The sequence below is a fragment of the Vibrio sp. B1REV9 genome (assembly GCF_905175395.2).
GTDB lineage: Bacteria > Pseudomonadota > Gammaproteobacteria > Enterobacterales > Vibrionaceae > Vibrio > Vibrio alfacsensis.
This window is the reverse complement of sequence record NZ_CAJIMW020000221.1, coordinates 773,232-792,792: the sequence shown is the minus strand read 5'-3', so window position 1 is coordinate 792,792 and position 19,561 is coordinate 773,232. Positions and strand designations below refer to the sequence as shown.

The 19,561-nt window shown below is 45.3% G+C and carries 18 protein-coding genes and 1 pseudogene; 15 read left to right on the top strand and 4 right to left on the bottom strand.

Going from position 1 to position 19,561, the window contains the following annotated elements:
• Positions 1-48: 48 nt before the first annotated feature.
• Positions 49-1,521 (bottom strand): aminoacyl-histidine dipeptidase, encoded by a 1,473-nt coding sequence (locus KHN78_RS04085; RefSeq protein WP_211919888.1) that lies wholly within the window; start codon positions 1,519-1,521, stop codon positions 49-51.
• 1,072 nt (positions 1,522-2,593) lie between these two features.
• On the opposite strand from KHN78_RS04085, the gene KHN78_RS04080 reads away from it, so the two are divergent.
• From KHN78_RS04080 to pgpA, 14 genes and pseudogenes are all read left to right on the top strand, one after another.
• Complete coding sequence (locus KHN78_RS04080; RefSeq protein ID WP_128811482.1) at positions 2,594-3,883, top strand: NCS2 family permease; 1,290 nt, start codon at positions 2,594-2,596, stop codon at positions 3,881-3,883.
• A gap of 296 nt (positions 3,884-4,179) precedes the next feature.
• Positions 4,180-4,643, top strand: a pseudogene (gene tet(34), locus KHN78_RS04075) (oxytetracycline resistance phosphoribosyltransferase domain-containing protein Tet(34)).
• Between the two features lie 90 nt (positions 4,644-4,733).
• The gene (gene frsA / locus KHN78_RS04070; RefSeq protein ID WP_211919887.1) at positions 4,734-5,981 is read left to right on the top strand and encodes an esterase FrsA; all 1,248 of its coding nucleotides are present in this window, start codon (positions 4,734-4,736) and stop codon (positions 5,979-5,981) included.
• 114 nt (positions 5,982-6,095) lie between these two features.
• Positions 6,096-6,485, top strand: coding sequence for a sigma factor-binding protein Crl (gene crl / locus KHN78_RS04065; protein WP_128811479.1), 390 nt, complete (start codon positions 6,096-6,098; stop codon positions 6,483-6,485).
• A gap of 122 nt (positions 6,486-6,607) precedes the next feature.
• Positions 6,608-7,747, top strand: coding sequence for a glutamate 5-kinase (proB, locus tag KHN78_RS04060; protein WP_128811478.1), 1,140 nt, complete (start codon positions 6,608-6,610; stop codon positions 7,745-7,747).
• 17 nt (positions 7,748-7,764) lie between these two features.
• Positions 7,765-9,015 (top strand): glutamate-5-semialdehyde dehydrogenase, encoded by a 1,251-nt coding sequence (locus tag KHN78_RS04055; RefSeq protein ID WP_211919886.1) that lies wholly within the window; start codon positions 7,765-7,767, stop codon positions 9,013-9,015.
• A 126-nt stretch (positions 9,016-9,141) separates the two neighbouring features.
• Entirely contained in the window at positions 9,142-9,591 is a 450-nt protein-coding gene (gene nrdR / locus KHN78_RS04050) for a transcriptional regulator NrdR (RefSeq protein WP_128811476.1), read from the top strand.
• A 4-nt stretch (positions 9,592-9,595) separates the two neighbouring features.
• Entirely contained in the window at positions 9,596-10,723 is a 1,128-nt protein-coding gene (ribD, locus tag KHN78_RS04045; protein WP_211919885.1) for a bifunctional diaminohydroxyphosphoribosylaminopyrimidine deaminase/5-amino-6-(5-phosphoribosylamino)uracil reductase RibD, read from the top strand.
• Positions 10,724-10,734: 11 nt separating this feature from the next.
• The gene (locus tag KHN78_RS04040) at positions 10,735-11,388 is read left to right on the top strand and encodes a riboflavin synthase (RefSeq protein WP_211919884.1); all 654 of its coding nucleotides are present in this window, start codon (positions 10,735-10,737) and stop codon (positions 11,386-11,388) included.
• A gap of 158 nt (positions 11,389-11,546) precedes the next feature.
• Complete coding sequence (gene ribBA / locus KHN78_RS04035) at positions 11,547-12,656, top strand: bifunctional 3,4-dihydroxy-2-butanone-4-phosphate synthase/GTP cyclohydrolase II (RefSeq protein ID WP_211919883.1); 1,110 nt, start codon at positions 11,547-11,549, stop codon at positions 12,654-12,656.
• A 169-nt stretch (positions 12,657-12,825) separates the two neighbouring features.
• Positions 12,826-13,296 carry a 6,7-dimethyl-8-ribityllumazine synthase gene (ribE, locus tag KHN78_RS04030; protein ID WP_099080888.1) on the top strand — a complete coding sequence of 157 codons (471 nt, stop codon included), beginning with the start codon at positions 12,826-12,828 and terminating at the stop codon, positions 13,294-13,296.
• Positions 13,296-13,763 (top strand): transcription antitermination factor NusB, encoded by a 468-nt coding sequence (gene nusB, locus KHN78_RS04025; RefSeq protein ID WP_128811472.1) that lies wholly within the window; start codon positions 13,296-13,298, stop codon positions 13,761-13,763. The genes ribE and nusB overlap by 1 nt, the downstream gene beginning before the upstream one ends.
• Positions 13,764-13,825: 62 nt before the next feature.
• Positions 13,826-14,791 carry a thiamine-phosphate kinase gene (gene thiL, locus KHN78_RS04020; RefSeq protein WP_128811471.1) on the top strand — a complete coding sequence of 322 codons (966 nt, stop codon included), beginning with the start codon at positions 13,826-13,828 and terminating at the stop codon, positions 14,789-14,791.
• A gap of 77 nt (positions 14,792-14,868) precedes the next feature.
• Positions 14,869-15,378: a phosphatidylglycerophosphatase A gene (gene pgpA / locus KHN78_RS04015; RefSeq protein ID WP_211919882.1), complete on the top strand. Its 510-nt coding sequence runs from the start codon at positions 14,869-14,871 to the stop codon at positions 15,376-15,378.
• A gap of 116 nt (positions 15,379-15,494) precedes the next feature.
• Here pgpA and dxs read toward each other — a convergent pair whose 3' ends face one another.
• The 3 genes from dxs to xseB are packed head-to-tail and all read right to left on the bottom strand — an operon-like array spanning position 15,495 to position 18,529.
• The gene (dxs, locus tag KHN78_RS04010; RefSeq protein WP_211919881.1) at positions 15,495-17,360 is read right to left on the bottom strand and encodes a 1-deoxy-D-xylulose-5-phosphate synthase; all 1,866 of its coding nucleotides are present in this window, start codon (positions 17,358-17,360) and stop codon (positions 15,495-15,497) included.
• A 20-nt stretch (positions 17,361-17,380) separates the two neighbouring features.
• Positions 17,381-18,265 carry a (2E,6E)-farnesyl diphosphate synthase gene (gene ispA, locus KHN78_RS04005; protein ID WP_211919880.1) on the bottom strand — a complete coding sequence of 295 codons (885 nt, stop codon included), beginning with the start codon at positions 18,263-18,265 and terminating at the stop codon, positions 17,381-17,383.
• A gap of 21 nt (positions 18,266-18,286) precedes the next feature.
• Complete coding sequence (xseB, locus tag KHN78_RS04000) at positions 18,287-18,529, bottom strand: exodeoxyribonuclease VII small subunit (protein WP_211919879.1); 243 nt, start codon at positions 18,527-18,529, stop codon at positions 18,287-18,289.
• A 265-nt stretch (positions 18,530-18,794) separates the two neighbouring features.
• On the opposite strand from xseB, the gene pomA reads away from it, so the two are divergent.
• Positions 18,795-19,556 (top strand): flagellar motor protein PomA, encoded by a 762-nt coding sequence (gene pomA, locus KHN78_RS03995; RefSeq protein ID WP_211919878.1) that lies wholly within the window; start codon positions 18,795-18,797, stop codon positions 19,554-19,556.
• The last annotated feature ends 5 nt before the right edge of the window (positions 19,557-19,561 follow it).

Here is a 19,561-nt window from a genome sequence, read left to right as displayed (position 1 = left end):
AAAGGGTGCCTCGGCACCCTTTTTCGTATTTGTCGTATCTGATCAGGATTACGCTTTTTCAGGAATGGCAGCGAGTAGTGCAACCATTTGGTCCCAGAATAGTTGAACGGTATCAATTTTCACTTTCTCATCTGGAGAGTGAGGGAATTTGATGGTTGGACCGAAAGAAACCATGTCCATGTTCGGGTAAGGTTCTTTGAATAGACCACACTCAAGGCCTGCGTGGATAACCATGATGTTTGGCTTGTGACCGTAGATACCTTCGTACATATCACGGAAGATCGCCATGATTTCTGAATCTGCATCAGGTTTCCAACCTGGGTAAGCGCCAGAGAACGCGATTTGAGCGCCAGCTAGTTCAGCCACTGATTGAAGCATCCCCTCAACTTGGCTACGACCAGAATCGATAAGTGAACGGATCAGGCACAATACTGTTACTTTGTTCTCTTCTGTCGTGATAACACCAACGTTTAGAGAAGTTTCAACCACACCTTCAATTTCGTCACTCATACGCATTACGCCATTTGGACATGCGTTTAATGCTGCGATGAAACGTTGTTGATCGGCAATAGCAAACACTTGTGCATCAGTAACGATGTCTTCATTGAAGGTGACGATATCCGTTTCAACTTTCCCAAGTTCTGCTTTTAGTAGCTCAGAGTAGTAGTTAAAGAGCTCAGCCAGTTTTTCTTGGTTTTCTGCTGGAAGCGCAACAGTGATGAATGCTTCACGTGGAATAGCATTACGTAGACTACCGCCACGGAATTCAATCAAGCGAAGATCAAGTTCTTGAGCATGGCCAGCTAGGAAGCGGCCGATCAGTTTGTTTGCGTTGCCACGACCGGTGTGAATATCACAACCTGAGTGACCACCTTTCAAACCTTTTAGTGTCAGTTGGCGAGTAACAAAGCCTGCAGGAATTGCATCACGAGTGATATCGAATGTCATTGCGCCATCGATACCGCCAGCACAACCCATATACACCTCGCCTTCTTGTTCAGAGTCGGTGTTTAGTAGAATATCACCCTCTAACCAACCAGCTTCTAGGCCAAACGCACCTGTCATACCAGCTTCTTCATCGATGGTTAGCAGCACTTCGATAGGGCCGTGTTTGATGTCTGTTGATGCAAGAACGGCAAGACATGATGCCATACCGATACCGTTGTCGGCGCCTAGCGTCGTGCCTTTTGCTGTTACCCATTCACCATCAATGTAAGGTTGGATTGGATCTTGAGTGAAGTCATGAGCAGTGTCTTCGTTCTTTTGTGGCACCATATCAATGTGCGCTTGAAGAACCACACCTTTTCTGTTTTCCATACCTGGCGTGGCTGGTTTTTTAATAAATACGTTGCCAGTTGGATCGCGGCGTACATCAAAACCTTGCGCTGTTGCCCAGTCAACGATGTATTGAGCTAGTGCTTCTTCATGTTTTGACGGATGAGGAATGGAACAAATCTTATCAAAAAACTGCCAAAGTGGAGTAGGTGATAAGGTACTGATCTCAGAATGGAATTCAGACACGGAAGACTCCTTTTAAGGTACTTAGCCACATATAAACCGTAGATTTAATGTGCGTTTAGCAGTAAATGCCGAACGGTTGTGGCTTTAGAATTGCCTGCAAGCATACCACTAGAAAGGTAAAGCGAGTAGTCGTGGAGTACATGAAATCGCTATATGGTTCGTTGGTAAAGCCAAACGACTGATCGTGGCTTCGCGTAAATGACTTGTGATGTCTGCATTTTTTGTCACTTAACATGGTTAAAGTTATGCATTAACTGAAACTAGGTCTCAACTGAATTAACAAAACTGTAATTTAGTTACAGTTGTGATTTGATCTTGGTCATGTTTTTGCTTTTATGTGATCTTTCTCACTAAAATGGTTGTAATTAAATTTCTAAGTGGTATATTTATAACCAGCTTCCAAAAAGAAGAATGAAATGCTCAAAGGATGAGTCCGTTTATCGCCTCCATGGAACCGAGAAAATCAACGAAAGTGTTAATTGATTTAGAAGGTGATATTTATGAAAGGTTTACCAAGTGCAATGTTCTGGACAAACAAATCTGTTTACACCGGTAACTTTGTATACCCAACAAGCTTTGGTTACTAATTGCAACCAACGCATGTGACTTGAACAGTTTGTTCACCCCTATAAATTGGAATTTTTTTTCAGTAATAGTGCTGACATGATTCGCCGCCACTCAATTTGAGTGGCGTTTTTTTTATCTGTCGGTTTTTCTTGTCGATTATTTTCTCACCACCAAGCCTATCTTCTGCGACCATGACACTGACACTCTTCGGTGTGACGCAAATTCTGGAGTATTTAAGACATAAACTCGCCGTATTCGGCTTGAAAGTTTATTACATTGTTCAGTTTGCACTCATCCTAATGAGCCGAATACGATTCTGTTACTCGTTGTTTATCAAGCTTTATAACCATCATGGGTGTCAATTACTAGCAGATGAGTTTCATATCTAAATAAAAAAATCGTATTAGAGTGAAAATTCTATCTGGAATTTGTTATTTGATAACTTTATAATTCCGGCCAATCGATTACGCAACCGTTTACTTTTCACCTTTTACAGGATTAACTCATGCTCGAAAGGCTTTTTAAACTTAGTGAAAACGGCACCAATGTGCGCACTGAGATCATCGCTGGTGTTACCACCTTCCTTACCATGGCTTACATTATCTTTGTAAACCCAGCTATCCTAGCGGATGCAGGTATGGATCGTGGCGCTGTGTTCGTTGCGACGTGTCTTGCAGCGGCAATTGGCTGTTTTATCATGGGTTTAGTGGCTAACTATCCAATTGCCCAAGCACCTGGTATGGGACTCAATGCTTTCTTCACTTACTCTGTTGTGTTGGGCATGGGTTACACGTGGCAAGTGGCACTCGCTGCAGTATTTGTTTCGGGCTTGCTTTTCGTTGCTCTAAGCGTATTTAAGATCCGAGAGCTGATCATTAATTCTATCCCGCTGTCACTTCGCACAGGTATTTCAGCAGGTATCGGTCTTTTCCTTGCTTTTATCGCACTTAAAAATGCCGGCATAGTGGTCGATAACCCAGCGACGTTGGTTTCTATGGGCAACATCACATCACATCAAGCCGTGTTTGCTGCTATTGGTTTCTTCTTGACGATTGCGCTTGTTCACCGAGGTGTAAAAGGCGCGGTGATGATCGCAATCCTTGGGGTGACAGTATTAGGTTTAATCTTTGGTGATGTGCAATGGGGCGGCATCATGTCGACGCCACCAAGCTTGGCTCCAACGTTTATGCAATTAGATTTTTCTGGTCTATTTGAAGTTGGCATGATCTCGGTTGTGTTCGCATTCCTATTCGTTGACCTTTTCGATACTGCTGGCACTTTGGTTGGTGTTTCTCAAAAAGCAGGTCTAACTGATGAAAAAGGAAACATTCCTCGTCTAAGCAAAGCACTACTTGCTGACTCAACGGCGACATCAGTTGGTGCTCTGTTAGGTACATCAAACACGACGTCTTACATTGAAAGTGTGTCTGGTGTGGCAGCGGGTGGTCGTACCGGTCTAACCGCGGTTGTTGTTGGCGTATTATTTATTCTAGCTCTGCTGTTTTCTCCACTTGCAGGTATGATTCCAGCTTACGCAACATCGGGTGCGCTATTCTATGTCGCTATTTTGATGCTTTCTGGTCTTGTTGGCATTGATTGGCGTGACTTAACAGAAGCGGCTCCAGTTGTTGTGACCTGTTTGGTTATGCCACTGACTTTCTCTATCGCAGAGGGCATTACTTTAGGCTTTATCGCTTACGCTGCTATTAAATTGTTTAGTGGTAAAGGTCGTGAGGTGTCGATGAGTGTTTGGATTATGTCTGCTATCTTCATTGTGAAGTACATCGTAGGTTAATCCGGTTTGTGATGAAGCCAGTATGAGGATCTCATACTGGCTTTTTGCATTTTCGTGTTTTCTTTAAAATTCATTCGCTTTCTTTTTGTATTGTTCATCAAACTCGATTTTTCTCTGCGATATGCAGAGAATTTTGATATCAGCGTTGGTATTAATGGAGTGTTTCGGTAGAATAATCGTTTGCGCAGCTTGAAACCCCGATTTCCTTTGGTGTGGAAAGTTTAGCTTGATGTGTTTATTCAGCATGCCAAGCTAAATTACGGGTATGCATATTTTGAAATTATTAGGTTATTACAATGAGTAAAAAATTCATTATCACTTGGGATGCGATGCAGTCTTACTGCCGTGAACTGGCTGAAAACAAATGCCAGCTGAGCAATGGAAAGGTATTTGGGCGGTGAGCCGTGGTGGTTTGGTTCCTGGTGCTATTTTGGCTCGTGAGCTAGGTATTCGTTATGTTGATACGATTTGTATCTCAAGCTACGATCACGATCATCAACGTGATATGACCGTACTGAAAGCACCTGAGGGTGATGGTGAAGGTTACCTAATCATTGAAGACCTAGTAGACAGTGGTGATACTGCACGTAAATTGCGTGAAATGTACCCGAAAGCGAAACTTATCGCGGTATGTGCAAAACCATCGGGTAAAGAGTTGCTGGATGACTACGTTGTAGACATCGCTCAAGATACTTGGATTGAGCAACCATGGGATATGTCTATCCAATATGCTGAGCCAGTAAACCGCAAGCAAAAGTAATCCGAAACTAAGATTCTTGAGAAATGCCCCTTTATAGGGGCATTTTTTTTATTATGATTACAGTTATTGCTCATATTTAGAGATCTTTCTATGTCCGAAGACGTCAGTAAAAATCTTTCCGAAGCGCTGTTTGTCAATCACAAGCAGGCCAAAGAAACGTCCGCACTTACTCAGTACATGCCTAGCAGTCAAAAACTTCTTGATGAACGAGAAGAGCATAAAGAGCACGCTTGGTATCGACACTTAAGACGCTTACAGTGGGCATGGCAGGGCTTGTCTCCTATAGAAATGGAGGGCGTACTGTCGAAGATTGCCTCCTCAACGCATTCACGTACCCATGACCAATGGCTAGACACGGTGATGGGATATCACAGTGGCAACTGGACATTTGAGTGGATAAAACTAGGAATGGAGCATCAGCGTCGAGCGGAAGAGTTAGGTGGTGAAGATGCCGCTGATGAACTGTTCTCTGCTTCGTTGTGTTTTAGTATTGCGGGTTACCCACATCTGAAAAACGATAACTTAGCTTTGCAGGCGCAAGTGTTGGCGAATAAGGCTTATTCAGAGGGGGCAGAGAAAACAAAATACACCATCAAACGGATTGAGGTTCCATATCAAGGGCGGAAGATCATTGCAAATTTGCACCTGCCACGCACAGATAAACAACTACCGGTTGTGATGGTTAGTGCTGGTTTAGATAGCTTGCAAACTGACATGTGGCGTTTATTCCGCAACCATCTCGCACCAAAAGATATTGCGATGTTAACGGTGGACATGCCCTCAATTGGTCATAGTTCTCACTGGCCACTGACTGAAAACTCCAGTTGTTTACACCAAGCCGTGTTGAATGAACTGTACTCGCTGCCTTGGGTCGATCATCACAAAGTGGGGTTGATCGGTTTTCGTTTTGGTGGCAACGCTATGATTCGCCTGTCTTTTGTTGAACAAGAGAAAATTAAAGCCTGTGTGGCATTGGGCGCACCCGTGCACGATATTTTTACGTCGCCTAAAAAACTGCAAATGATGCCAAAGATGTATCTCGATTTATTGGCGTCTCGTATCGGTAAAAATGCGGTCGACATAAATAGTATGGCAGGGCAAATGATGGCTTGGTCATTGAAAGTACAGGGTTTTTTAAGTAGTCGTAAAACGAAAGTACCCGTCCTTGCTTTGAGCCTTGAGGGTGATCCAGTTTCGCCTCACAGTGATAATCAGCTCGTCGCCCTGTTTAGTCAGTATGGACAAGCAAAGAAAATCAGCTCAAAGACAATTACAAAAGGGTATGAGCAATCCCTCGATTTAGCCATAAAGTGGTTAGAAGACGAATTATTGAGATGACAAACCGTTTAAATTAGTGAAGAGTGGTAATAGTGAGCAAAAATTAAGCTCATGATAACTAGAAATAATCATTCTTGGGTAGAAGCTATCCTTACAATAGAAACGGAGATTCTTATGTCAGAGACAAGTCAGGGCCCAACTCACTTTCGCTTAATGTCTAAGTTAAAGGCGGTGGGGCCATACCTTCGGGAGCCTCAATCACAAGAGGGGCGCTATTATTTCGATTGTTTGTCTGTTTGCGTAGACGACAAAAAGTCGCCTGAAAAACGTGAGTTTTGGGGCTGGTGGATGGATTTGGAGTCCACCGATGGCGGCTTTACGGCGAAATACCACATAGGTAAATACAATAAAGAGGGAGAGTGGGTATCCGAGGCATTGCCGAAAAAGGTGGTGGAAGAAGTGTACCTTACTCAGAATACGTTCCACCAAAAGTTGGTGGATACATTGGAAGAGCATTTTAAACTGGACGTGGAATATCACACGGAATCGTTTGATTTCGCCTAATTTGACGCTTTTCTCCTCCCGTAATACAAAAAGGTGCGTTTTCGCACCTTTTCTGCTTGTTAAATCCCCATTTGATTGCTAAAACATCCACTCTTTATTTGTTTTTCATATCAGAAGACATCATGACAACGAATCAACAGAATGCAGTTGTTTCACAACCTCAAACCGTCGTTGTGAAACTAGGTACAAGTGTGCTGACCGGCGGCACTTTGGCGTTAAACCGTGCTCACATGGTAGAGCTGGCTCGTCAATGTGCGGAGCTTAAAAAACAAGGCCATTCAGTAGTAATGGTTTCGTCTGGTGCAATTGCAGCAGGCCGTGAGCATCTTGGATACCCCGCACTGCCCAATGCGATGTCAAGTAAGCAGTTACTTGCCGCGGTCGGTCAGAGCCGTTTGATTCAGACATGGGAGTCTCTGTTTGGTATTTATGGCATCAAAATTGGTCAAATGCTGCTGACACGCGCCGATTTGGATGATCGTGAGCGTTTCCTTAATGCTCGTGACACCATTAATGCGTTGGTCGCGAACGATATCATTCCGATCGTGAATGAAAATGATGCCGTGGCAACCAATGAAATTAAAGTGGGTGACAACGACAATTTATCTGCGTTAGTGGGTATTCTATGTGGTGCAGACAAATTGTTGCTTCTAACGGACCAAAAAGGTTTGTTTACCGCTGACCCGCGTAAAGACCCAAATGCTGAACTTATCAAAGAAGTAAAAACCATCGATGATACGTTGCGTAAAATTGCAGGTGGTAGCGGGACAACGCTAGGCACTGGCGGTATGGCAACTAAACTCCAAGCGGCTGATATTGCACGTCGCGCGGGGATTGAAGTGATCATCGCAGCAGGTAGCGCACCGAATGTTATCTTTGATTCATTAAGTTCAGAGCCGCAAGGCACGCGTTTCCTACCTTGCTCTGAAGCACTAGAAAACCGTAAGCGTTGGATCCTTGCTGGTCCAGCTGCAACGGGGGATATCATCATTGATGACGGTGCGGTTAACGCGGTCGTTGGCAAAGGCAGTAGTTTGCTTGCGAAAGGCGTCGTGGCGGTTAGTGGTGATTTTGCCCGAGGCGAAGTGGTACGTGTGACTAACGCTCACGGAAAATTGGTTGCTCGTGGCATTAGCGCTTACTCAAATGAAGACCTAGCAAAAATTGCAGGCAAACACAGTAAAGATATCATCTCTATTTTGGGTCACGATTACGGCTCAGAAGTCATTCATCGTGATGATCTTGTTGTCATTCAAGAATAAGAATTGAGGGTAACAAAGTGGGTTTAACGAATATGGGTAAAGCTGCAAAAGATGCAGCTTTTGAATTGGCGACAGCGTCAACCGCACAGAAAAACCAAGCGCTAGCGATCATCGCTGATGAGCTAGAAGCAAACGCAGCAACCATTTTGGCTGCAAATGCAAAAGACATTGAACTGGGCCGTGAAGCAGGTCTAACCGATGCACTACTGGACCGTCTCCTATTGAATGAAGAGCGTCTAACTGGTATCGCGAATGATGTTCGCAATGTGATTAGCCTAAACGACCCTGTGGGCAGTGAAATTGACAGTAAAGTGCTAGAAAACGGCATGTCTCTGTCTCGTCGCCGTGTACCACTTGGTGTCGTCGGTGTGATTTACGAAGCGCGCCCGAACGTGACGATTGATATCGCTGCGTTGTGTTTGAAAACGGGTAACGCAAGCATCCTACGTGGTGGTAAAGAGACCTTCTTCTCTAACATGGAATTGGTGAAAGTGATCCAATCTGCGTTAGCAAAAGCGAACTTGCCAGCGGCATCAGTCCAGTACATTGAGAAGCCAGACCGCGAGTTGGTTTCTCAACTGCTTAAGCTAGACGACTACGTCGATATGATCATTCCACGTGGTGGTGCTGGACTACACAAAATGTGTAAAGAGAACAGCACCATTCCAGTCATCATTGGCGGCTTTGGTATTAGCCATATTTTCGTGGATGAATCTGCCGATCTAGAGAAGTCTCTTAACGTGGTTGAGAACTCAAAGGTTCAGCGCCCATCTGCGTGTAACTCTCTAGACACTTTGCTTGTACACGAACAAGTCGCTGCACAGTTCCTACCAATGATCGTCGAACGCATGAACGATACGGTGACCTTTGTTGCTGAGCCAAAAGCGAAAGCGCTGATGGCACAAGCAAAACAAATTCGTGATGCGGTAGAGGGCGACTTTGATACGGAATGGTTAAGCTACACCTTGGGCGTTAAAGTGGTTGCTGACGTAAAAGAAGCCATTGACCATATGCGAGTGCACAATGCGAGCCATTCTGATGCGATCATGACAAATAGTTTGGTGAACTCAGAGTTATTCATCAATTCAGTGGGCTCTGCTGCGGTTTACGTGAATGCGGCAACACGCTTTACTGATGGTGCTCAATTCGGCTTAGGTGCTGAAGTTGCTGTATCAACTCAGAAACTGCATGCACGCGGCCCAATGGGCTTAGAAGAGTTAACCAGCTACAAATGGGTTGGTAAGGCAAACTACCTAGCACGCAGTTAACAGAAACTGTCTGATATTGATTGAAAAAGGGGCAGAGATGCCCCTTTTTGTTTTCTCTAAGATGGCATTCCGCTACACTAGTCTTGCTTTTTGGACGACCCTAAAGCCACGATATTTGGAGGTGACATGCATTGTCCTTTTTGTTCTGAGAACGATACAAAAGTAATAGATTCCCGCTTAGTTGCAGACGGCCATCAGGTTCGTCGTCGTCGCCAATGTCTGGCTTGTAGCGAACGCTTTACGACGTTTGAAACGGCAGAATTGGTGATGCCGAGAGTAATTAAGTCTAATGGTAATCGTGAACCCTTTGATGAAGATAAAATGGTCGGCGGTATTCAACGAGCACTCGAAAAACGCCCAGTGAGTGCGGATTCTATTGAGCTGGCGATCAGCATGATTAAATCTCAGTTGCGTGCTACAGGTGAGCGTGAAGTACCAAGTGAGATGATTGGTAACTTGGTGATGGATCAACTTAAAGAGTTGGACAAAGTTGCCTATATCCGTTTTGCATCGGTTTACCGTAGTTTTGAAGATATCCGCGAATTCGGTGAAGAAATCGCTCGCCTTGAAGATTAATTGAATGACGGTTCAATTCACAAAGACTTCAGAATTTACCTCTCAAGATTTCGATATGATGTCGCGCGCGCTTAAGTTGGCCCAGCGCGGCATTTATACCACCGCTCCAAACCCGAATGTCGGCTGTGTCATTGTTCGCAATGGCGAAATTGTCGGTGAGGGTTATCATTATCGCGCTGGTGAGCCTCATGCAGAAGTGTTTGCTTTGCGTATGGCAGGGGAAAAGGCCGAAGGCTCGACCGCTTATGTGACACTTGAACCTTGTTCTCACTATGGTCGCACTCCGCCTTGTGCTGAAGGACTAATCAAAGCCAAAGTCGCTCGCGTTGTCTGTGCGATGAAAGATCCGAACCCGAAAGTCGCAGGGCGCGGTTTTCAAATGCTGCGTGATGCAGGGGTAGAAGTTCAGGTCGGTTTGTTAGAAAGTGAAGCCAAAGTACTGAATCGATCTTTCATCAAGTTTATGCAGACGGGCATGCCATTCGTACAATTGAAAATGGCGGCCAGTCTCGATGGGCAAACTGCCTTGAATAATGGTCAGAGCCAGTGGATCACTTCCCCGAAAGCTCGACAAGATGTTCAGCGTTACCGTGCCATAAGTGGTGGTGTACTCTCAACCAGTAAAACGGTAATGGATGACAACGCCTCACTGAATGTACGCTGGGATGACCTCCCCTTAAGCGTGCAAGTGCAATACCCTCAACAACATGTGCGTCAGCCTTCTCGGGTGATTTTAGACCGTCAATCTCAACTCAGTGATGATCTAAAGTTATTCAATACCGATGGTGAGCGTATCATTGTCAGCCCAAAGGGTGATATTGCTCCTAAGCTGGATAAAGTTGGTCAAATTGATTTGGCAGCGACATTAAAAGTGATTGCCGCTGAGCATCACATCAATCACTTATGGGTAGAAGCCGGGGCAACGCTCGCGAGTTCGCTTATCAAAGCCAATCTAGTCGATGAATTGATCGTTTACCTTGCACCTAAGTTGATGGGCAGTGATGGCCGAGGTTTGATAGGGACGCTTGGTTTGAGCAACATGGCTGATGTCATCGATTTAGACATTACAGACGTTCGAATGGTTGGTGTGGATATCCGTATCACCGCCACCGTCACAACTAACCCGAGTTAGAAAGAAGCATTATGTTTACAGGAATTGTAGAAGCAGTTGGCAAGCTAGCTGCGATTACGCCAAAAGGCGAAGATATCACCGTTACGGTGGAAGTCGGCAAATTAGATATGTCTGACGTTAAGTTAGGCGATAGTATTGCGACCAATGGTGTGTGCTTGACGGTCGTCGACTTCGGTAGCAACTATTACAGTGCCGACTTATCGCTGGAAACGCTGAATAAAACCGGTTTTGCCGCTTACCAAGTTGGCGATAAAGTGAACCTAGAAAAGGCCATGTTACCAACGACACGTTTTGGTGGGCACATTGTGTCAGGTCACGTCGATGGCGTGGGCGTGATTGTTGAGCGCAACCAAGTTGGTCGAGCGATTGAATTCTGGGTAGAAATGCCTGCTGAAATCAGTAAGTACGTCGCAGAAAAAGGCTCGATCACAGTGGATGGCATTAGTCTGACCGTCAACGACCTACGTAAAAATGGTTTTAAATTGACGATTGTTCCTCACACCAGTGAAGAGACCACGATTGATCAATTTCATGTAGGTCGCAAAGTGAATCTAGAAGTCGATGTGCTTGCTCGTTATATGGAGCGCTTGTTGCAAGGCCAGCAAGAGCAAAAGCAAGAATCGCGCATCACAATGGAGTTTTTGCAGCAAAACGGTTTTGCATAAGCTAAGCAGACCACAGTCACAGAACATCATAAGGTCAATTGACTTACATGTTGGTCCGTTCAAACTCGAATGAAATGGTGTTTCAAGACTTGGCAAGGAAAACCAAGTTCGAAGCGCATTGCTGCCAACAATAAATTAAGAATAACGGGGAGTAGGTTATGCCAATCAGCACGCCACAAGAAATTATTGATGATATTCGCGCGGGTAAAATGGTCATCTTGATGGATGACGAAGATCGTGAGAACGAGGGCGACCTGATCATGGCAGCCGAACATATCACACCTGAAGCCATTAACTTTATGGCGACATATGGTCGTGGATTGATCTGTCTGACCATGACAAAAACTCGCTGTGAAAGCCTAGGCTTACCACCGATGGTACAAGACAATAATGCACAGTACACCACTAACTTCACGGTTTCTATTGAAGCGGCTGAGGGGGTGACAACGGGTATATCCGCGGCTGATCGTGCGCGCACGGTACAAGCTGCTGTTGCATCAAATGCAAAAGCATCGGATTTGGTTCAACCGGGGCACATCTTCCCACTTGCAGCACAAGACGGTGGTGTGTTGACTCGCGCAGGTCATACTGAAGCGGGCTGTGATTTGGCTCGTTTAGCGGGGCTGGAACCTGCATCGGTCATTGTTGAAATCTTAAATGACGATGGCACGATGGCGCGCCGTCCTGATCTTGAAGTCTTTGCCGAAAAACACGGTTTGAAGTTAGGTACAATCGCGGATCTTATCGAATATCGTAATAACACCGAAACCACGATTGAGCGTGTGGCTGAATGTAGACTGCCGACGGAATATGGTGAGTTCAAGTTAGTGACCTATAAAGATACCATCGACAATCAAGTTCACTATGCCATGCAAAATGGCGATTTAACCGAGGATGCCCCATTAGTTCGAGTGCATCTTCAAGATGTCTTTACTGATGTTCTTCGCAGTGATCGTAATGCTGAGCGCAGTTGGACGCTAGATAAAGCGATGAAGCGTATTGGTGAAGAGGGGGGGGTTCTCGTGGTTCTTGGGCATGAAGACTCAACAGATTTGCTGATTCACCGCGTAAAAATGTTTGAAGCGCAAGATAAGGGTGAAGCACCGACTCTTGCAAAGAAACAAGGCACATCGCGCCGTGTAGGTGTGGGGTCTCAAATCCTAGCAGATTTGGGGGTTCATGATATGCGTTTGCTGTCATCAACGAATAAAAAATATCACGCATTGGGCGGTTTTGGCTTAAACGTGGTTGAATACGTCTGCGAGTAATACTAGAACGATTTAAACCTAGCCATAAGCACACTGATTTTGTTTGTGGCTTGGCGTTCGTGACTCGCCCCTAATTTCCATTAGATATTGCTCACAAATTTGTGCTAGAATCCGGCGATTCTCACTTGATGAACAATTTTCACTTATAAATACAGTTAAAGGAAAGCTTATGAAAGTGATCGAGGGTGGCTTCCCAGCGCCAAATGCAAAAATTGCTATCGTTATTTCTCGTTTTAACAGTTTTATTAACGAAAGCCTACTTTCTGGTGCGATCGATACACTAAAGCGTCACGGACAAGTAAGCGAAGACAACATCACTGTTGTTCGTTGCCCTGGTGCCGTAGAACTACCATTGGTAGCTCAGCGCGTTGCTAAAACTGGTAAGTACGATGCAATCGTATCTCTAGGTACAGTAATCCGTGGCGGTACACCTCACTTTGACTATGTTTGTAGTGAATGTAACAAGGGTCTAGCACAAGTGTCTATGGAGTATAGTCTTCCAGTAGCATTTGGTGTATTGACTGTTGACACTATTGATCAAGCGATTGAACGCGCAGGAACCAAGGCTGGTAATAAAGGTGCAGAGGCTGCACTAAGCGCACTTGAAATGATTAATGTACTATCTGAAATTGATTCCTAATGGGGGCCAGTGTGAAACCAGCCGCACGTCGTAACGCACGTCAATTCGCTCTACAGGCGATCTATTCATGGCAAATTACTAAAGAGAATGTTGCCAAGATTGAAGAACAGTTTTTGTCTGGCGACAAATACGATGAAGAAGAACTTCATGCATCAGAGCCAGCACTCGCTGCTCCTGAAACTGACGTAGCTTACTTCCGTGAACTACTAAGCGGTGTTGTACTTAGCCACCTAGAGCTAGATAGCAAAATCCGTCCATACGTGTCTCGCCCAATGCAAGACTTGGATATGATGGAACTTGCTCTTCTTCGCCTAGCTATGTACGAGATGACTCGTCGCGAAGATGTTCCTTACAAAGTGGTGATCAACGAAGCGATTGAACTTGCAAAAGTATTCGCAGCAGAAGACAGCCACAAGTTTGTGAATGGTGTGCTAGATAAAGCAGCGCCACACGTACGTAAGAAATAATGATTTCTTGAATAAAAAGGTCAGCATCTGCTGACCTTTTTTGTATCGAAGATAAAAGATCTATGTCTGGTGAATTCAACCTTATCGATAAATACTTTGTTGGTCGTCAAAACCAACGTAAAGATGTTTACCTTGCGGCTGGTGATGACTGTGCATTAGTGAAAGCTCCTGCGAACGTTCAAATCGCCATTAGTACCGATACTCTAGTGGCTGGTACTCACTTTCTCACGGATGCAAACCCTGCTTGGGTCGCGCATAAAGCTTTGGCTTCAAATATTAGCGATTTAGCGGCGATGGGTGCAACGCCAGCATGGGTCAGTTTTGCATTAACCATGCCTGAGCCTGACGAAGCGTGGCTAGCCCCTTTTTGTGATGCGTTTTTCGAACTGGCGAATTATTTTGGCATTCAACTTATTGGTGGCGATACCACCAAAGGCCCATTAAGTCTCACGTTGACCGTCCAAGGATTTGTTCCTGAGGGTAAAGCGCTGACACGCTGCGGAGCAAAGGTTGGAGACTGGGTCTATGTCACGGGCAACTTGGGCGATGCAAAAGCAGGGCTGGATGTCATCCTTGATGATGCGCTTCGTACGAGAGTTGCAGCAGAGTCGCTTGAGAAAGCTCACTATCTAAGTACGCCACGAGTATTAGTTGGTCAGGCGCTTATTGGGCTGGCTTCTTCAGCGATTGATATATCGGATGGCCTCATTTCTGATGTTAAGCATATCCTTAAGCGCTCAGAGGTCGGGATCAGCTTAGATGTCTCTCAATTACCAATATCTTCTGAATTAGTGCAATTTTTAGATGATAAGGTCAGCGCGCAGCAGTATGCTTTGTCTAGTGGCGAAGAATACGAATTATGTTTTACCGTACCAGAGCACAATCGAGGTTCTTTACAAAGTGCGCTCTCCCATGTTGGCTGTAAATTTACCTGTATTGGTCAAATCCGACCCCAAGGGACGTTTGAACTGCATGATAATGGCCAAAAATTAGATTGGGAGCTCAGTGGCTTTGACCACTTTAATTGATTTTAATGCATCTTAAGTGATTTTCGTGAATCGCTAGCCTAAGATTGAAACCAAATTTGTTGTATAGGTTTAAGGATATGACCAACCCTTTATCTCTGATTTCATTAAAGAATCCATGGCATCTTTTAGCCACAGGGTTTGGTAGTGGGCTATCACCTGTGGTTCCCGGTACGATGGGGACACTTGCTGCAGTGCCGTTGTTCTTGCTTCTTGCACAGCTCCCTTTTCCTATCTACGTGGTTGTTGTGCTTATCTCCTGTATTATTGGCGTTAAGATTTGTCAGGTGACGTCCGATGATATGGGCGTTCACGACCATGGCTCCATCGTGTGGGATGAATTTGCTGGCTTTTGGATCACCATGAGCCTAGTACCTGCATTGAACATTCCCCTTACTGAGTGGAAGTGGCTGCTGACAGGCTTTATCCTATTCCGATTCTTCGATATGGTAAAACCATGGCCAATCGGTTGGTTAGACAAACGTGTCCATGGCGGTTTGGGGATCATGATTGATGATATCGTGGCCGGTAGCATGGCAGGTATTGCGCTGTTTTTAGTGGCTAAATACGCGGGTTGGATGCAGTTTTAACGGTCTAACAATGAATAGATAAACAAAAGGGATGCCGTGAGGCATCCCTTTTTGTTTTAAGTGTCTTTTTTGACGTTTGCTTTGCGCTAGCTTACTTGATTTATGTAGCGAGTCGCTTACTTAGCGACGTAAGCGTTGATCGATTTCTCGATGCCTTTTGCGTCTAAGCCAAGGTCTTCGTGTAACTCGCCTTGTGTTCCTTGAGGAATGAAGCGATCTGGTAAGCCAAGGTTTAGTACAGGCTTGATGATCTTATCTTGCATCATAAACTCAATAACGCCTGCGCCCGCACCACCGGCAATCGCATTCTCTTCTAGTGTGACAAGTACATCGTGTTCGGCTGCGAGCTGACGAATGAGTTCTTCATCCAATGGTTTAACAAAGCGCATATCAGCAACGGTTGCGTTTAGGTTTTCAGCCGCCTCTAGCGCGTTACCTAAGAAGGTACCAAAACTCAGAATCGCGACTTTTTCACCTTTACGAACGATACGGCCTTTACCGATTTCAAGTGCAGTGAAGTCTTTTTCAATTTCCGTGCCCATACCACTACCACGAGGGTAACGTACGGCACTTGGACCTGTGTGCTTATGGCCAGTGTAAAGCATTTGACGGCATTCGTTTTCATCACTTGGTGCCATGATCACCATGTTCGGAATACAGCGCATAAAGCTCAGATCGAACGCACCTTGGTGAGTTTGACCATCTGCGCCAACCAGACCTGCACGGTCGATAGCGAACATGACAGGTAAATCCATGATCGCAACATCGTGGATTAACTGATCATAACCACGCTGCAGGAAAGTCGAGTAGATGGCTACGATAGGGTGATCGCCAGCAATCGCCATACCTGTAGCGAGCGTCACAGCATGCTGCTCAGCGATTGCGACATCGAAGTATTGGCTTGGGAACTCTTTCGAGAAACGTACCATGCCAGAGCCTTCGCGCATTGCTGGTGTAATCGCCATTAGCTTAGGATCTTGCGCTGCCATGTCACACAGGAAGTCACCGAAGATCTTTGAGAAACTTGGCTTACCACCACTGCTTTTCGGCAAGCTATTATGTGATGGATCGAACTTTGGTACGCCGTGGTAGCCGATGGGATCTTTCTCTGCAGGTTCGTAACCTTTGCCTTTCTTGGTCATGATGTGCAGGAATTGCGGACCTTTCAGCTCACGCATGTTTTTCAGTGTTTTCACAAGCTCATTGACATCGTGACCGTCGATAGGGCCGATGTAATTGAAGCCTAACTCTTCAAACAGTGTACCAGGAACGACCATGCCTTTTAGGTGCTCTTCAGTACGACGAACCAACTCTTTGATTGGTGGTACACCAGACAGTACTTTTTTACCGCCCTCACGGATAGAAGTGTACAAGCTGCCAGATAGCACTTTTGCCAGATGGTTGTTCAGTGCGCCAACGTTTTCTGAAATCGACATTTCGTTGTCGTTCAGGATGACCAGCATGTCTGAATGTACATCACCTGCATGGTTCATGGCTTCAAATGCCATGCCTGCAGTAATGGCACCATCACCAATCACACTCACGACCTTGCGGCCCTTTCCTTCTTTTTGAGCGCTGATGGCCATACCAAGACCAGCACTGATAGAAGTCGATGAGTGACCGACAGAAAGGGTGTCGTATTCGCTCTCTTCACGCCAAGGGAAAGGATGAAGTCCATCTTTCTGGCGGATAGTTGGCATCTGGTCACGACGACCTGTTAGGATCTTATGTGGGTATGCTTGATGACCAACATCCCAAATTAATTGGTCGATAGGCGTGTTGTACACATAGTGTAGAGCAACAGTTAGCTCTACCGTTCCTAAACCAGAAGCAAGGTGGCCACTGGATTGGCTCACTGAGTTTAGCAGATACGTTCGTAGTTCATTGCACAATGTTGGCAATGTTTCTTTTGGAAGAAGACGCAACTCTTCCGGTGTATTTGCTAACGCCAGTGTCGGGTATTTTGAAATATCAAGAGTCATATAAATGCGCGCTTATAGTGTTAGTTCTTGCGCTCGATGACATATCGGGCGAACTCTTCTAGTAACTGAGTATTGTATGGAATCGCTTCTAATGCTTGAAGTGCTTCCTGTAAAAGAGTGTGAGCTTTCTCCATTGCTCCCTCTAATCCTAATAAAGATGGGTAAGTGCTCTTATTCAGCTCTTGGTCTGAACCTTGAGGTTTTCCCAGCGTTTCAGTATCACTGATGATATCAAGAATATCGTCTTGAACCTGAAACGCCAAACCGATTGCATTTGAATAGCGTTCAAGGTGTGGTAACACTTCCAATCCTTTCTCGCCAGCTGACAACGCGCCGAGTTTTACCGCACAGTTAATCAGAGCTCCGGTTTTGTTGCGATGAATTTCTTCCAATTCTGCGAGAGAGACCTGACGGTTTTCCGCACCTAGGTCAAGCGCTTGGCCTAAACACATCCCGCGAGCACCTGATGCTTGAGCAAGGGCTTGCACCATTTTTATACGGTATTGCTCGGCATTTGAGTTCAGATTACCCTCAGCTAGGATCGTAAAAGCAAGAGTTTGCAACGCATCACCGGTTAGTATTGCCGTCGCTTCATCAAATTTGATGTGGCATGTAGGCTGACCGCGGCGTAACTCATCATCATCCATAGCAGGCAGATCATCATGAATGAGAGAGTAGGCATGAATGCACTCGATCGCAGAGGCAGAGGTATCCAGATCCTCTGGCTTGCAGCCAAGCATTTGGCCTGTAATGTACACAAGAAATGGACGAACGCGTTTACCACCAAGTAAAAGGCCGTATTTCATTGCTTGGATCAGTGGCTGTTGTTGGTGAGGCAAGTGCTCTAGCCATAGATTCAGTTGTTGATTATTTCGTTGTTGATAAGACGTCAATGTCTCTTGCATCACATTGCTCACTACTGATAATTAATCCGACTCAGGGGTGAAGTCACTCAGTGGTGCTTCGTCATCTTCACTAAGAAGAATGCTGACGCGCTGTTCTGCATCGCTCAGCTTCGTTTGGCCTGCACGAGCCAATGCAATACCACGTTCAAATTTGCGTAGAGCATCGTCTAAGGCAAGATCGCCACTTTCTAGTTGATCAACCAAGCTGTCTAGCTCTTCAATGGTTGCTTCAAAGGTCATGTTTTCTGGTTTTTTGACCGCCATCTTTTATCTGCCTTAATCAAGCCTCTAATCGAATGCACGCAAGTTACCTTAGCCTAGTAACTTGGTCAAATTTAACCTCGTATAATTGTCACAAATTTAGCGCTAGATAAGGCTTGGTGACCATCGGATTACAATAGAAAACAACCCAAATGATCTTTTTGTGACCTGTTAACCAAGATTTTTCTAAAAATTCTGTTTTATCTGTCGATACAAGTAATAATTCGCCCGTGTAGGCAACTTTTGAATATTGCGTGAGGAGTGCTTTGTGGATTTAGCAACCTTAATAGGTCTGATTGGTGGTTTTGCGTTTGTCATTATGGCGATGGTACTTGGTGGTAGCATCGGTATGTTTGTCGATGTGACCTCAATCCTTATTGTTGTTGGCGGCTCTGCATTTGTGGTGTTGATGAAGTTCACCGTTGGGCAATTCTTTGGAGCGACAAAAATTGCTGGCAAGGCGTTTATATTCAAAGCCGATGATCCAGAAGACTTGATTGCTAAGATCGTTGAGATGGCAGATGCGGCCCGTAAAGGCGGATTCCTTGCGCTGGAAGAGATGGAAATCAACAATAGCTTTATGCAAAAGGGCATTGACCTATTGGTCGACGGTCATGACGCTGATGTTGTTCGTGCCGCTTTGCAAAAAGACATTGCATTGACGGACGAGCGTCATACACAAGGGACGGGGGTATTTCGGGCATTTGGTGACGTTGCTCCTGCGATGGGGATGATCGGTACGCTGGTCGGCTTGGTGGCGATGCTTTCAAACATGGACGATCCAAAATCGATCGGGCCGGCAATGGCCGTTGCGCTTTTGACGACGCTATACGGTGCGGTACTCTCTAATATGTTGTTTTTCCCGATAGCGGACAAACTGTCACTTCGTCGAGATCAAGAAACGTTAAATCGTCGTCTTATTATGGATGGCGTGTTGGCGATACAAGATGGCCAGAATCCAAGAGTTATCGATAACTACTTAAAGAATTACCTCAATGAGGGTAAACGTGCTCTTGAAATTGATGATTAGTCAGG

What these genes read in the sequence shown, in the direction of transcription:
- KHN78_RS04080 (WP_128811482.1), top strand. Translation starts at nt 2,594, where the DNA reads ATGCTCGAAAGGCTTTTTAAACTTAGTGAAAACGGCACCAATGTGCGC.
- frsA (WP_211919887.1), top strand. Translation starts at nt 4,734, where the DNA reads ATGTCCGAAGACGTCAGTAAAAATCTTTCCGAAGCGCTGTTTGTCAAT.
- crl (WP_128811479.1), top strand. Translation starts at nt 6,096, where the DNA reads ATGTCAGAGACAAGTCAGGGCCCAACTCACTTTCGCTTAATGTCTAAG.
- proB (WP_128811478.1), top strand. Translation starts at nt 6,608, where the DNA reads ATGACAACGAATCAACAGAATGCAGTTGTTTCACAACCTCAAACCGTC.
- nrdR (WP_128811476.1), top strand. Translation starts at nt 9,142, where the DNA reads ATGCATTGTCCTTTTTGTTCTGAGAACGATACAAAAGTAATAGATTCC.
- ribD (WP_211919885.1), top strand. Translation starts at nt 9,596, where the DNA reads ATGACGGTTCAATTCACAAAGACTTCAGAATTTACCTCTCAAGATTTC.
- KHN78_RS04040 (WP_211919884.1), top strand. Translation starts at nt 10,735, where the DNA reads ATGTTTACAGGAATTGTAGAAGCAGTTGGCAAGCTAGCTGCGATTACG.
- ribBA (WP_211919883.1), top strand. Translation starts at nt 11,547, where the DNA reads ATGCCAATCAGCACGCCACAAGAAATTATTGATGATATTCGCGCGGGT.
- ribE (WP_099080888.1), top strand. Translation starts at nt 12,826, where the DNA reads ATGAAAGTGATCGAGGGTGGCTTCCCAGCGCCAAATGCAAAAATTGCT.
- nusB (WP_128811472.1), top strand. Translation starts at nt 13,296, where the DNA reads ATGGGGGCCAGTGTGAAACCAGCCGCACGTCGTAACGCACGTCAATTC.
- thiL (WP_128811471.1), top strand. Translation starts at nt 13,826, where the DNA reads ATGTCTGGTGAATTCAACCTTATCGATAAATACTTTGTTGGTCGTCAA.
- pgpA (WP_211919882.1), top strand. Translation starts at nt 14,869, where the DNA reads ATGACCAACCCTTTATCTCTGATTTCATTAAAGAATCCATGGCATCTT.
- dxs (WP_211919881.1), bottom strand. Translation starts at nt 17,360, where the DNA reads ATGACTCTTGATATTTCAAAATACCCGACACTGGCGTTAGCAAATACA.
- ispA (WP_211919880.1), bottom strand. Translation starts at nt 18,265, where the DNA reads ATGCAAGAGACATTGACGTCTTATCAACAACGAAATAATCAACAACTG.
- xseB (WP_211919879.1), bottom strand. Translation starts at nt 18,529, where the DNA reads ATGGCGGTCAAAAAACCAGAAAACATGACCTTTGAAGCAACCATTGAA.